Source organism: Proteus vulgaris (assembly GCF_033708015.1).
GTDB lineage: Bacteria > Pseudomonadota > Gammaproteobacteria > Enterobacterales > Enterobacteriaceae > Proteus.
Map to the genome: position 1 here is coordinate 625,605 of NZ_CP137920.1, position 14,307 is coordinate 639,911.

The 14,307-nt window shown below is 39.8% G+C and carries 12 protein-coding genes; 5 read left to right on the forward strand and 7 right to left on the reverse strand.

Features of this window, described 5'->3' with window-relative positions; translation table 11 throughout:
* Nucleotides 1-39: 39 nt before the first annotated feature.
* The 3 genes from SB028_RS03130 to SB028_RS03140 form a co-directional block, all read right to left on the reverse strand.
* Nucleotides 40-2,787, reverse strand: coding sequence for a TonB-dependent receptor (locus SB028_RS03130; RefSeq protein ID WP_069368666.1), 2,748 nt, complete (start codon nucleotides 2,785-2,787; stop codon nucleotides 40-42).
* Nucleotides 2,788-2,890: 103 nt separating this feature from the next.
* Nucleotides 2,891-3,919 (reverse strand): FecR family protein, encoded by a 1,029-nt coding sequence (locus SB028_RS03135; RefSeq protein WP_286138905.1) that lies wholly within the window; start codon nucleotides 3,917-3,919, stop codon nucleotides 2,891-2,893.
* Nucleotides 3,909-4,457 carry an RNA polymerase sigma factor gene (locus tag SB028_RS03140; RefSeq protein WP_069368665.1) on the reverse strand — a complete coding sequence of 183 codons (549 nt, stop codon included), beginning with the start codon at nucleotides 4,455-4,457 and terminating at the stop codon, nucleotides 3,909-3,911. The genes SB028_RS03135 and SB028_RS03140 overlap by 11 nt, the downstream gene beginning before the upstream one ends.
* 171 nt (nucleotides 4,458-4,628) lie before the next feature.
* Here SB028_RS03140 and SB028_RS03145 point away from each other — a divergent pair, with 171 nt between their 5' ends.
* Complete coding sequence (locus SB028_RS03145) at nucleotides 4,629-5,426, forward strand: energy transducer TonB (RefSeq protein WP_069368664.1); 798 nt, start codon at nucleotides 4,629-4,631, stop codon at nucleotides 5,424-5,426.
* A 103-nt stretch (nucleotides 5,427-5,529) separates the two neighbouring features.
* Here SB028_RS03145 and ettA read toward each other — a convergent pair whose 3' ends face one another.
* On the reverse strand, nucleotides 5,530-7,197 hold the full coding sequence (gene ettA / locus SB028_RS03150) for an energy-dependent translational throttle protein EttA (RefSeq protein WP_069368663.1): 1,668 nt from the start codon (nucleotides 7,195-7,197) through the stop codon (nucleotides 5,530-5,532).
* A 341-nt stretch (nucleotides 7,198-7,538) separates the two neighbouring features.
* Between ettA and sltY the strand changes: the two genes are divergently transcribed.
* A complete protein-coding gene (gene sltY / locus SB028_RS03155; RefSeq protein WP_069368662.1) occupies nucleotides 7,539-9,458 on the forward strand; it encodes a murein transglycosylase in 1,920 nt (639 codons plus the stop codon).
* A gap of 102 nt (nucleotides 9,459-9,560) precedes the next feature.
* A complete protein-coding gene (gene trpR, locus SB028_RS03160; RefSeq protein ID WP_069368661.1) occupies nucleotides 9,561-9,872 on the forward strand; it encodes a trp operon repressor in 312 nt (103 codons plus the stop codon).
* Nucleotides 9,873-9,977: 105 nt separating this feature from the next.
* On the opposite strand, the gene yjjX is transcribed toward trpR, so the two are convergent.
* Entirely contained in the window at nucleotides 9,978-10,514 is a 537-nt protein-coding gene (gene yjjX / locus SB028_RS03165) for an inosine/xanthosine triphosphatase (RefSeq protein WP_069368660.1), read from the reverse strand.
* Between the two features lie 51 nt (nucleotides 10,515-10,565).
* On the opposite strand from yjjX, the gene gpmB reads away from it, so the two are divergent.
* On the forward strand, nucleotides 10,566-11,213 hold the full coding sequence (gene gpmB, locus SB028_RS03170; protein ID WP_069368659.1) for a 2,3-diphosphoglycerate-dependent phosphoglycerate mutase GpmB: 648 nt from the start codon (nucleotides 10,566-10,568) through the stop codon (nucleotides 11,211-11,213).
* 74 nt (nucleotides 11,214-11,287) lie between these two features.
* Here the strand turns inward: gpmB and robA are convergent, their stop codons facing one another.
* On the reverse strand, nucleotides 11,288-12,196 hold the full coding sequence (gene robA, locus SB028_RS03175; RefSeq protein ID WP_069368658.1) for an MDR efflux pump AcrAB transcriptional activator RobA: 909 nt from the start codon (nucleotides 12,194-12,196) through the stop codon (nucleotides 11,288-11,290).
* Between the two features lie 220 nt (nucleotides 12,197-12,416).
* On the opposite strand from robA, the gene creA reads away from it, so the two are divergent.
* Nucleotides 12,417-12,875 (forward strand): protein CreA, encoded by a 459-nt coding sequence (gene creA, locus SB028_RS03180; protein WP_171455359.1) that lies wholly within the window; start codon nucleotides 12,417-12,419, stop codon nucleotides 12,873-12,875.
* A 212-nt stretch (nucleotides 12,876-13,087) separates the two neighbouring features.
* Here creA and arcA read toward each other — a convergent pair whose 3' ends face one another.
* Nucleotides 13,088-13,804: a two-component system response regulator ArcA gene (gene arcA / locus SB028_RS03185; RefSeq protein ID WP_006535263.1), complete on the reverse strand. Its 717-nt coding sequence runs from the start codon at nucleotides 13,802-13,804 to the stop codon at nucleotides 13,088-13,090.
* Nucleotides 13,805-14,307: the final 503 nt, after the last annotated feature.

Here is a 14,307-nt window from a genome sequence, read left to right on the forward strand (position 1 = left end):
TGTATCGACTTGGTTGCTCACATTAACTTCGTCAATTTATTAATAGTCGTAGCTGACTTGTAACCAGAACTGACGACCTGGTTCATACGATTTGTAATCTTTGTCTTGATAAGTGAAGTAGTCAGACACATTTTTAGTGTTAAGGACGTTATTGACTTCAACAGAAATACCTACACCATAAGCAAATTCAGGTTTCCAACCCAGTTTGGTATCCCAAGTAAAACGGCTACTGTAATTACGTTTTTTGTATTCAAATAATGGGCCATATTCACTTGGTTTTGGGGAACCATTATTGGCTTTTTCTGCTTGTGAACGAGCGCCATTCCATTGAAGGCGGTTATACCAAGTCAGATCTAAATTATCCCAAACACTAGTGAGTTCAGCCGTGACTTTTAATGGAGAGTTAAAGTTGCCAGAAGGTAAGTCTTTTGCATTGATGATTTTTCCGTCATACCACACTTTGTCGTAGTTCATCCCTTGTACACTAGGATCGAAGTTGGCATAGCCAGAATCTTTAGGTGTATTCGTTTTGCTTTGTTGCCAGCTAATAGAAGCATTAAAAACATGGTCAGCTTGCGCTAATTCCCACGGCTGACTATTTTTCACAGAAAGTGTTACGGTATCGTGAGTACTACGTCCATTGTTATTAAATTGACGAATTCTTATTTTATCTTTGTCATTTGGATATTTGGTATCACTACGCACTTCGTCACGACCTTCACGATGAACATATTGTAAACGCCATGTCGTGGATGCGATTTCTTGTTGTAAACCTAAAGTAATTTCATCGTTATAAGGTGTTTTTAGCGAATCGACGCCTTCAAAGTCAGTACGATTTTCCCAATCATTCGGATTGTCGTTATCACAAGAGTAATAGCAGTGCTGTAAGCCCGCATTCTGTGCGCCATAAAGCGCATAAGTCAGCATGGAGCGACCGTAGTAACGGTTTACACCACCAATAATTAAAGTATTACCAGTGCCCCAAATATCATAAGTTCCGCTTAAACGAGGAGCGATATTGTTTTTTTGAACAAAATCATCACGATCTAATCGAACACCTGGGCGTAACGTTAAACGTTTATATTGGATATTATCATCAAGATAAATCGAATAGTTTGTATACGAAGCATCATGTGTACCAGCAAGGAAACGTGTTGTTTGCTCTAATGAACCCATCCACTGATCATCCCAAGTGGAGCCAGTATAGGTATAGTTGTAGTAGGTTTTGTCGCGAATATAAGAGCCTTTAGTACGGCTGATCTCAAATCCTGTGGTTGGCTGATGGCTTACAGCACCCCATTCAACAGGATTAAATCGCATAATACTTTTGGCGTTATAGGTTTCTTGTTTGCTCTTCAAATCACCTTGACCACCACTACTTATCTGCTGTGGATTTTTCCAATCGGTGTAGTCCTTGATGGTCACAAATTCGTCTTGATCGTTAGAACGTTTATCTTCCAGATTTTGATAACCTGCCGTTAATTCTAATGAACCAAGATCAAGCTGATGTTTATAAAGTGCGGTAAAACTTAAACCATTATGCTCGTTGTCATAACCTGAGTTATAGACAGAGCCGGAGAATAAATAGCTTTTATATCTAGCAATATTACTTGATAAATCAAAAGTTTGCTTTTCCGAAATATCCCAAGAATATTTAATAAAATAGTTATCTGAGGTACGGGTTTGATCTTTATAATGAGGTGTTTGCTCAACTTGTTCCAGTTCACCATCAGGATGACGGATCACTCCACCTTCAGAGCTAATCATCATTGGGATCGTTGATTCACGACGAGATGCAGAGAAAATAAGCCCAGTATTGTCTGTTAAGCTTGTTTCAAACCAACCACCAAAGTTTTGTTTATCGTATTTTTTCTGGAATCGGGCTGGATTACTGAAATCATTATTTGCAGTATCAAAATTTAGTTTTGGATCGGTGAAAATATTGTTCCAGCTTGAACGAGTTGTACGATAATAGGCGTTGGCGTGTGTTTCACCAGACCAACGACGGCTTTGTACTTCAACGGTGCCACCCGTAAATCCGCCAAATTCCACAGGAATATTGTTATCGTAAACGGCTACGCTATCAATTAGGCGACTATCAAGGTACATCCCTTGTTCGTCACTACTAATGCGTGTGTTGGTTTCACCTAAATCTGATTTTGCAGGGTCAAAGTCATTGTTAAAACTGACACCATCAAGCTTGTAAGAGTTTTGATAACTACTAGAGCCGTGAATAGAAATACGAGAAGGTTTAATTTCACCCTGATTCATTGAGGTGCTGTCGTTATTGGAAAATTGAACAGCAGGGTTACTTTTTAGTAAGTCAGTAACGTTTCCATCACCTGTATTACGCTGTTTTATCTCTTCTGCGGTGATGTATTGCGGTGCGGAAACGACATCGGTAGCTGGATGATAAGCATTACCGACACCTGTGACTCTAACTTCAGGAATAACAATCTTGTTAGCCGTTGCGAGAGGACGAATAACAAATCCACTTCCTTGTGGAATAATTTCTAATCCACTCCCAATTAACACTTTTTGTAATGCGGTTTGGGTTTCAAATTGACCTGAAAGTGCTGGAGCACGTAGGTTTTTAACCGAATTCGCATCAAATAAAATTTGTACTTGCCCTTGTTTTGCAATGGCACTTAATGAATCAGCTAAAGACTGTTCTGGTAACGCCACAGAAACGGTAGATGCATAAGCGCAAGGTGCGGCAATAGTGGTACTTATTAGCAACGCTAGCAGAGACCTCTTAAGGATCCCTTTTTTATTATTCATTTTCATTTCACCAATCCCATTCACTAACTTAATAATTGTTGTTACTAGGGAAGAGGGTGAAATGAGAATTATCCTCACCTGTAAAAAAGAATATTTTTCATATTTCTTTTTACTTATTGATAATTAACGCATTATTTTTATCAGTAAAAACAACATTAACCGGTAATATAAGTGGCATTGCGGTAATAAAGTCTTTGGCATTGTTTATGTTAGCGATCCCTGAGACTTTCATTTTGGCAATTTCGGGAGAGGAAATTTGAATATTGATATCAAGATAAGGCTTGAGTTTGGTGATCACCTCATTCAGTGGACGCTCAAAGAAATGCAGTTGGCCAAAACGCCAACTTCCCACGGAATCAATATCAACGGAAGAGATAACAAAATGGTCACTTGCTAATGTGCTGGTGGCCTGAGAGCCTGCATACAAATAGTCTGGAGAAGATTTTGCTGTTGCTTTTACTTCGACGATCCCTTCATGAACAGCAACGTTAATTTGATTGTTATCGTAGCGACTAACTTCAAATTCGGTACCAACCACTTTAATTAATCGGCTATCAGCATGAACATAAAAAGGGCGATACGGATTTGATTTTACTTTGAAATAAGCTTGTCCTTTATCTAGCCATAATCGTCTCTCTTCTTGCACATAAGCCACTCTTACCTGTGTATTTCTGTCTAAATAGACTTTAGAGCCATCGGCTAAGGTCATTTCTTTCGGTAAGTCACTGGTTGCAAGTGTCATATTGTCCATCAATAATGCAGGCAAATGACTGTAAGGAAGGTATAAAACAGTGAGTAAACAAAGAGTCGCCGTGGTGTGGAGCATGGGACGCCAAAGGGCGCGTTTTTTCTTTTCAACTGTGGCTATTGTCGGTCGTGGTAATGCATCGCATTGACGCCAGATCCCTGCAATCTCTTGATACGCTTGTCGGTTTATATCATTTTCTATCCATATCTTAAACGCTTGGCGTTGTTTGGGCGTCATTCTTTGGCTGTGTTGTCGGGTAAACCAAAGTGCGGCTTGCTCATCAATCGATTCATTGAGTAATTCATCATTAGTCTCCAAAAAAAGGGAGTCTATATCCTCATCTGTGTGAGGTTTAGTTTCCGGGATATTTTTTTCCGGCTTACTCATCATTCGTGCATTTCTCCTGTCCTGCATCGACATATCTTTTGCAATGTAATAGGGCAGCCGCAATATGTTTTTCCACCATACTGATTGATATTTCCATTTGTTCTGCAATTTCGCTTTGTGATAGTCCATCAAAACGATAAAGAACAAAGGCTTCTCGACGGCGTGGAGGTAATGTTTCAATTGCTTCGCTAAGTAGATCTAAACGCTGTTGATGCTCAAGGACATATCCCGGATCAAGCTTCGTAGTATAATTTTGAGCGGCGTCATCTAGTTCACAATCATCCTGATAGATATCTTTTTGCTTTTGATTTTTTTTCCAATGGTCGATCAACACGTGGTTCGCTATTTTAAACAGAAAAGCACGCTGTTCTTGCACAGGTGTTTGTTCTTTTCTGTTTAGCCATAGCGTAAACACATCTTGAGACAAATCATCTGCATCATGGTAATTCCCCGTACGTTTGTGGAAAAAACGCACAAGTTGCCCGTAGGTTGATTGATAGGCACAACTAATTTTTTGTGCCAATGATTTATCGCTAGCCATATTCTCTGGTGTCTAAAAAAGAGTGAAATAATAAGCTCTTACTGCTTCTGAAGCGAACAAGTTATGATAATTATCAAGCTAATTTTTTATTGTATTATTAATAATAAGCAATATCATTTGTGTTTGTATTATGCCTATAATTCATCAGAAAGAAAATCAGAGGCAAGAATTATGAGTAGTATGTCGGCGACTTTTTCACGCCGTAGATCATTTTCTATTGGTGGATTAACCGCCAGTATTTTATTTCATGCGACCTTAGCCGTTGTCGCGATCGGCTGGATAACCTCTAAAGATGAACGCTATGGCGTTTTACCACCCGCGATGACAATGGATCTTGGTATTTATCAATTAGCGCAAGCAGAAACAAAAGAAGTCCCTGTTGGGCCTGAGAAAGTGATGTCTGTTCCTGAACCCGCAGAGACAGAGCCTGAACCTATCAAAGAAGTGTTAGATTTACCTAAAATGCCAGTAGTAGAACAAGGTACTTATGAGCGTGTTCCAGAAAAACCGAAAGTAAAGCCCGTGGTGAAGCCAAAACCTGTTGTGGTGAAAGTCCCTGATGATCTTCCTGTTTCAGAAGCACCATCAGATATAACAAGCGCACCTATTTCTGGCTCTAATTCAAGCAGTCGTGCTCAATTTAATAGTTTATCTTCCTCTTCAGTGAGCGGACAAATTGGGTGGGAAAGTTTAATTCATAGCCATATTAATGCCTATAAACGTTATCCACGAACAGCATTGCGCTTTAAAGCAACGGGGGTGACACAAGTTGCGATTGTGTTAAATGCAAAAGGTGAGTTATTAGATTCGAAAGTGGAAACATCGTCAGGTAATCGTATTCTTGATAAAGAAGCGTTAAATACCATTAAACGCGCTTCGCCATTTCCAGCCCCAGACAGCGATCGTTTAGAAAATGGAAATATTTCGTTTACCGTACCTTTAAGTTTTGATTATAGGCAAGAGAGCTAATTCATACCTCTTCTACCGTTATTTATTACATTTCAGACTAATTAAATAAAAAGGCAGAGAATAATCTCTGCCTTTTTATTATAGAATAGAGTAAATAAATTAATTATTTACTCATACGCTTGTACTTCATACGACGAGGCTGAATAGCGTCGTTGCCTAATGTCCGTTTTTTGTATTCTTCGTATTCAGTAAAGTTACCTTCGAAGAACTCCACTTTACCTTCATCTTGGTAATCGATGATATGTGTCGCAATACGGTCAAGGAACCAACGGTCATGGGAAATAACCATGGCACAGCCTGGGAACTCTAACAGGGCATTTTCTAATGCACGTAAAGTTTCAACGTCGAGGTCATTGGTTGGTTCATCGAGCAGTAACATATTGCCGCCAACTTGTAGCAGTTTAGCAAGGTGTAAACGACCACGTTCACCACCAGAAAGCTCACCAACACGTTTACCTTGATCCACACCTTTAAAGTTAAAGCGACCAACATAGGCACGGCTTGGAATTTCAAAGTTACCAATGCGCATAATGTCTTGGCCACCTGAAACTTCTTCCCAAACCGTTTTACTGTCGTCCATACTATCGCGGAACTGATCAACCGATGCCAGCTTAACAGTATCACCCAGTGTTAAAGTGCCTGAATCGGGTTGTTCTTGACCTGAGATCATACGGAATAGTGTTGATTTACCGGCACCGTTGGGACCGATAATACCGACAATCGCCCCTTTGGGGATCGAGAAGCTTAAATCATCAATCAGAACACGATCACCATAAGACTTTGTTAGATTATTAATTTCTAATACTTTATCCCCTAAACGTGGTCCAGGTGGAATAAAGAGTTCACTGGTTTCATTACGTTTTTGATAATCAACGCTGTTAAGTTCTTCAAAGCGAGCAAGGCGAGCCTTGCCTTTTGCTTGACGACCTTTAGGATTTTGGCGGATCCACTCAAGTTCTTTCTGAATAGATTTATGGCGAGCCGCTTCAGTTGCTGCTTCTTGTTCAAGACGCGCATCTTTTTGCTCTAACCAAGAAGAGTAGTTACCTTCCCATGGAATACCTTCACCACGGTCAAGTTCTAAGATCCAACCCGCTACGTTATCAAGGAAATAACGGTCGTGCGTGATTGCTACGACGGTACCTTCATAATCGTGTAGGAAGCGTTCTAACCAAGCCACTGATTCGGCGTCTAAGTGGTTAGTCGGTTCATCTAATAACAGCATATCTGGTTTTTCTAACAGAAGACGACAGATAGCAACACGGCGGCGTTCACCCCCTGAAAGTTTCTCAATCTTAGCGTCCCATTCTGGTAAACGCAGCGCCTCTGCTGCACGCTCTAATTGGTTTTCAAGGTTATGACCATCATGAGATTGGATAATCGCTTCTAACTGACCTTGTTCTTTTGCTAATTTATCGAAATCAGCATCAGGATCGGCATAAGCCGCATAAACTTCATCAAGGCGATTTAATGCATTTTTCAGTTCACTGACGGCTTCTTCAACGGCTTCACGTACAGTATGTTCAGGGTTTAATTTAGGTTCTTGTGGTAAGTAACCAATTTTAATACCTGGCTGTGGACGTGCTTCACCTTCGATATCAGTATCAATACCTGCCATGATGCGTAGTAATGTCGATTTACCGGCACCATTAAGACCAAGCACACCAATTTTCGCGCCCGGGAAGAAGCTGAGTGAAATGTTTTTAAGGATATGTCGCTTAGGCGGGACAATTTTCCCGACACGCAACATACTATAAACGTATTGAGCCACTATAATTACCCTTTGATTATAAAAGAGATTTTATCTTAGGTGCCACTTTTTGCGCTAAAAACAAATTTTTTGTGATTAAGTCGCGTGTTTATGGCACCAAAATGAACAATAGCAAAGTCAATGTCAGTATTTGCCAAAGACCCGAAAATGATGAAAGTCGCCAGTATACCCGATTTATAAAAGAAAACCTTAGTCAAAAGCGAGGTTTTTATCTACCTTTCGCACTTCCTCTAAAAGTAATGAAAATTTCGCTTAAAGAGGGGAACTTACATTGTTAATGATTATCATATTAGCTAATGTATTCACTCTTTGGTGGTTCTATTTGAAGTGGGAGAAATTACGTGGTAAAGCAAACATGGTCATTAGCAATAGCAATAGGAACATTGTGTTTTTCTACATGGACACAAGCAGATTCATTAAGTGAACAACGTGTTCGTTATCAAGAAATTAAAGCTGCATGGGATCTTAAAAAAACAGATGAAGTAGAAAAATTACTGCCTACATTGCAAAGCTACCCACTTTATCCCTATTTGGAATACCGTCAAATTACGGACAACCTTGATGTGATTGCACCTGCTGTGGTCACTGAATTTGTTGCTAAATATCCTACATTACCGCCAGCAAAAGCACTGCCTTCATTATTTGTGAATGAATTGGCAAAACGTCAAGAGTGGAAAAACTTACTGACGTTTAGTCCAAATCCGCCGAATCCTAAAGCCGCAAGATGTAATTACTATTATGCAAAATGGGCAACCGGTGATATTCAAACCGCATGGGTAGGTGCTAAAGAAGCATGGCTAAATGGCACTTCAATGCCATCAAGTTGCGATCCTCTTTTTGATGAATGGCAAAAGGCGAATCAATTAACACCAGAATTAGTATTAGAGCGAATTAATTTAGCGATAAAAAAAGGCAATACGGGGCTGGCTGCTTATTTGGCTCGACGTCTTCCTCAAAATTATCAAACTATCAGTGATGCTTTGGTTGAATTACAAGACTATCCAAGCTTAGTAGGACGCTATGCAACCGCGCTGTCACCGACAGATTTTTCTCGTGCCATCATACAATCTGCATTTTCACGTTGGGCAAGAAAAGATGCAGATGCAGCACGAGCACAGATTGATAATATTGCGCATGCACAAAAAATGACGGCGAGTGAACGCCAGTTAATGCGTGATACTGTGGCGTGGCAATATATGCCTTATGCGACACCCGAGCAGGTTAAATGGCGTGATAGCGTTATTCAAGATACGGCATCGGATACATTACGTGAACGCCGTGTGCGCTTAGCATTAAGCCAAAACCAACCGGCTGAATTGGCATTGTGGCTAGAAAGACTTTCTCCTGAAAGTAAAAATAAGGAAGAATGGCGTTATTGGCGAGCAATAGTGTTGCAATCACAAGGTAAAAAGAGTGAAGCACAAGCCATTTTAGAAGCGCTAACACAAAATCGAGGTTTTTATCCGATGGTTGCAGCCGCCAAATTAGGTAAGCCTTATGTGATGGTGATAGATAAAGCCCCAAGTGTTTCATCAAGCATCCCTAATCAACCAGAAATACAGCGTGTTCGTGAATTAATGTATTGGCAGATGGATAACTTAGCGCGATCAGAGTGGGCAAACTATGTTGCTTCACAGCCAGCGCAAATACAGTCTGAATTAGCGCGTTATGCGTATGAGCAAAAATGGGCTGATTTAGCGGTGCAAGCCACGATAACAGGGAAAATGTGGGATCATCTAGAAGAACGCTTTCCTCTTGCTTGGAAAAATGAGTTTGAGCAATACACGAAAGATAAATCCATAGATCGTAACTATGCGATGGCTATTGCTCGTCAAGAAAGTGCGTGGGATCCTCAGGCTCGCTCTTCAGCTGGCGCAACAGGCTTAATGCAGATCATGCCCAAAACAGCAGAGTTTACGGTAAAACAAGCGGGTATTACGGGATATGTCAGTAGTGCACAGCTAACCAATCCAGTGAAAAATATTGAGATTGGTACGGCTTATCTTGACTCTGTTTATCAACGTTTTAATCAAAACCGCATTTTAGCAAGTGCTGCGTATAATGCGGGGCCTGCGCGTGTTGATCGTTGGTTATCTGATGCGAATGGTCAATTAGATGCGATCGCGTTTGTTGAAAGTATTCCTTTTGCTGAAACGCGAGGTTATGTGAAAAATGTACTCTCCTTCGCTGTTTTTTATAGCTATTTTGCGGGTGAACAGCAGCCTGTACTGACTGAAAAAGAGTGGAATAGTCAGTATTAATAGATAATCACTCGTATTTATCGATGGGGGCCTCTTTGTACATTAGCAAAGTATGTTATATTATGTACTAGTTAATGAGTGTGGCAAAAAGAGGTTCCCACGATGCAAGATCCTGCATTATCACCTGAAGAGAATGAGCACTGGCTAAGATTTGTTGAGTTATTACAACATGCTTTTGAGCAAGATGTGCAATTTCCTATTTTACAACTTTTAATGACGCCTGATGAACGTAGTGCATTGGCAACACGAGTTCGCATTGTGCAAGAGTTAATGCGAGGAAACTTAAGTCAGCGTGAGTTAAAAGAAGAGTTAGGCGTTGGTATTGCCACCATCACTAGAGGCTCTAATAGTTTAAAAACAGCGCCACATGATGTGAAATTATGGCTTGAAAAAGAGCTAATGACGAAAAGCTAGTCGCACTGTTATGATCTAAACTAGAATAATAAAAAGCCATTTAATTATTTGATTAAATGGCTTTTTTGTTTCTAATCTATCTAAAGAAACGTATCAGATTAATGATTAATCTTCTTTTTGATTGAGTTCTTTGTAGATGTCATGAGTCACGGGTACTAATGCCAGTACTAATGCTTGTTGATACACAGAAGTGCGACTAAGTAGACCATCAGTAAAATAACCAATCGCGCCGCCGCGCTGTTTAATGTTGTCAATTTTTGTTAAGAACGCCATTTCATCGCCAAGCTCACGACCTTCACGGATCCCTTTTAAGATCTGTTCTGGTAGCATAAGGCTTGCTGAACGTGACTCTCCCCGAATTTGACCATGTTCGACAACAATCCAAGCAAAGGTCATATCATCTTCAATACCCGCTTCGACGCCAACCCAAAAATCAGCTTCAGGGCGAACTTGGCGGGCAGCCATCACACGTTGACGTGCGCCAGTTCTCGTTTCTGAATTTCCGATAGGTTGCTGTGGAACACGACTATCGACATTAATATCTTCAATATCAAAGGTATCTTTACCGAATACTTGCTCAAAAGCGAGTTTTATTGCGTTGATTTTTGCTGGATTCGTAGTGGCTGCAATGACATGATACATAATGAATTAATCATCCTTTGAAAAATTAGAGCAGTATAACGGAAAAAATGTATGTTACAGGTCTATCTTGTTCGCCACGGTGAAACTGAATGGAACGTGGCGAGACGTATTCAAGGGCAATCTGATAGCCCTCTAACAGCAAATGGCGTGCGTCAAGCACAGCAAGTTGCTGAAAAAGTAAAATCAGCAGGTATTACCCACATCATCTCAAGCGATCTTGGCCGTACTCGTCAAACGGCAGAAATCATTGCACAAGCTTGTGGCTGTGAAGTGATAACTGACCCACGTTTACGTGAACTCAATATGGGCGTTCTTGAACAGCGAGAGATCGCAACATTAAATACACAAGAAGAGGCTTGGCGCAAGAGTTTGATTGATGGTACACCTGATGGACGAATTCCCCAAGGAGAATCAATGGCAGAATTAGCAAGTCGTATGCAGGCTGCGCTAAATCAATGTCTTGATTTACCCGAAAATAGCCGCCCACTCTTAGTCAGTCATGGTATTGCTTTAGGGTGTTTACTGAGCACCGTGTTGGGATTACCTGCCTATGCTGAGCGCCGTTTAAGGCTGCGTAACTGTTCCATTTCACGCGTTGATTATCAAAATAGCCCTTGGCTTGCTAATGGCTGGGTGATTGAAACGGCGGGGGATGTGAGTCATCTGACCGATATTGCACTAGATGAAGTTCAGCGCTAAAAAATAAAAGCTCTCTTTTCATATCACAAAGAGAGCTTTTTCTTATCAGGTGTGCCGTAAATCCGGGGAGGATGTTAAGCGGTTACATCTTCGCGTTTAATTGGAATGTAATACTCAAACCGTTCTATATGATCCTGTGGTTCAGTCACCATCTCATTGCTGTAACGCACATTTTTAAGATAGTATTTTTCAACGTCATAGCCTTTACGGCGCGTTAATCCCATTTTAGGTAAACAGACACCATAAATTAGGAATAAAAATTCCTGCATTGCCCCCCGTTTTGCCTCACCTTCAAAATCAAAGCGAATGTAATCGCCGCCAGCAAGAGTGACCTCATTTGCCGCATCATCCTCGACAAATGTTGCATAATCTGGCTCAACGGCGGTTGTGTAAAGTACACGTTGTTCATCTTCATGCTCATCGCTATGCTGTGCGTGGTGAAGCCCATAAACTTGATGAGGGACAGCATTTATTTTGCTCATGTAATAGTGCCAAAAAGTTTGGCGCATGTTAGAGCAGGCTTCCGCCCATTGCTCAAGTGTGTGGCTACACGTTTGCTCAATACCAATTAATTTCTTCTCAGATAGCGTTACAAATTCCCATTTAGGTAAACGCTGAGGATCTAGGGTAATGGGTGGGCAAATGCCTACCGCACACCATTCATCGGTTCGACGATAAAGTGCGGGTGTTCTATCAAACTGTTTTTTAAAAGCGCGGGTAAACGTCTGCTGAGAATCAAAACGATATTGCAAAGCAATGTCTAAAATAGGGCGGCTCGTTAAACGTAATGCAACGGCTGCACGGGATAGACGCCTTGAACGAATATAAGAACCAATCGCTTGTCCTGTAACTTCTTTAAACATGCGTTGTAGATGCCACTTGGAGTAACCTGCTTTGGTTGCGACATTATCGAGGGATAATGGCTTATCGAGGTTACTATCAAGCCAAGCGAGCAAATCACGTATGATGTTGGTTTGATCCATACATCTCCCTTAGTCATATTCGTTTGTTATTGCCGTAGATGGTAAAGAGCCTGAACATCTATAACAAGTTATATTGTTAGACAATCATAAAATATAGTCTTTTTCATCGACTAATGTACACAAATTCTTCTATCAGTTAGTAATAGATTGTTTTATTCTAGACGAAATTATTTTCTCATCTTTTCAATGGAACAAGGTAAATATGTTAAATTTCAAAAAGATGCTAGCAGTGTCTATTTTACTCCCTTTTTCTTTGATGGCAAAAGCAGAAGAAATTGGCTATGTGGATACGGTATTTAAGTTTTTTGGCGCTAACCATAAAATTGTGATTGAAGCATTTGATGATCCTGAAGTGAAAAATGTTACATGTTATTTAAGCCGAGCAAAGACCGGGGGCATTTCAGGAAGTCTAGGTCTTGCGGAAGATACTGCTGATGCTGCTATCTCTTGTCAGCAAGTAGGGCCTATTGAACTAAGTGAAAAGGTTATTAAAGGGAAAAACAATGGCGATGTTGTTTTCCAGAAAAGAACATCACTCGTCTTTAAAAAGCTTCAAGTTGTGCGTTTTTATGATAAACAGCGCCACGCTTTGGTTTACCTGACTTACTCAGACAAAGTCATTGATGGTTCACCAAAAAATGCGATTAGTGCAGTGCCCATTATGCCGTGGAAAGAGTAACTTTTATTTACTAGAGAAATTAATGGTTAATAAAATTAATATGAAAAAGGTTTAAATTTTTTTTAGAAAAGAAGTTGTCTTTTTTTTCAAAATAGTCGCAGAGATCAATTTTTACCTTTTGTGATTTTATTAATCCTACTTTAGATAAAAGAAAACCCCTAAATAGTATTCAGGGGTTTTTTTATTAGTTAAGTGCTTGATATTGGATCAAATCACTCGTCTAAATCACCACAGAAGCGATAACCTTCACCATGAATTGTTGCAATAATTTCTGGTGTATCTGGTGTAGACTCAAAATGCTTACGAATACGACGGATGGTTACGTCAACAGTACGATCATGAGGTTTCAGTTCACGACCAGTCATTTTCTTCAGTAATTCTGCACGAGTTTGAATTTTTCCTGGATTCTCGCAGAAATGTAGCATCGCACGAAATTCACTGCGTGGTAATTTATATTGTTCTCCAGCAGGGCTGATTAGTGAGCGACTGTTAATATCAAGCTCCCAACCATTGAATTTATAGCTTTCAACTAAACGACGTTCTTCTGTGCCATTAACTAAATTCATGGTACGTGACAGTAAGTTACGTGCACGAATCGTTAATTCACGAGGATTAAATGGTTTAGTAATGTAATCATCGGCACCGATTTCTAGGCCTAAGATTTTATCAACTTCATTATCACGACCCGTTAGGAACATTAATGCAACACTTGCCTGTTCACGTAATTCACGAGCAAGTAACAGCCCATTTTTACCAGGAAGGTTAATATCCATAATGACCAGATTAATATCATGATCAGATAGAACATTGTGCATTTCGTTGCCATCAGTGGCTTCGTGCACGATATACCCTTCAGCTTCGAATATGCTTTTCAGGGTATTACGAGTAACAACTTCGTCTTCAACAATCAGAATGTGCGGGGTTTGCATATTTGCTACCTAAAATTACCAAAAATAGAAAAAGGAAATCTGTGTTTAACTTCTGTGTGCGCTTGTGTGGTTATTCATTTTTGTTATTAGCACGTAAAAACTAGACCCAGATTGAAATTCGATAAATAACCATCACGTTATTACAAAACTTACAATTTTAATCGATAATGAGCGCTAAAATCAGAATGCAAAACGCCCATAGTCTATTAACAGCAATATAACACCAGTTGTATTAAATACCATCTAAAAAGCTAACTTTTGTTGACACATATCAAAATCAAGATAACAGCTTAACCTTGATTTCAATAGTTAACTATATAATTTGATTTATGTAATGTAAAAGAAAAATATATGTTAAATATAGTGGGTTTGTTTTTTTTTTCCAGTTTTGTTACACAATTTAAAGTAGCATAAAATACCTTATTCCTTATAAAAGTACAAATCCCCAAATAACTCTAAAATGGTAGCTTTATTTTCTTTATTTAACCCGTAGTGATAGCAAT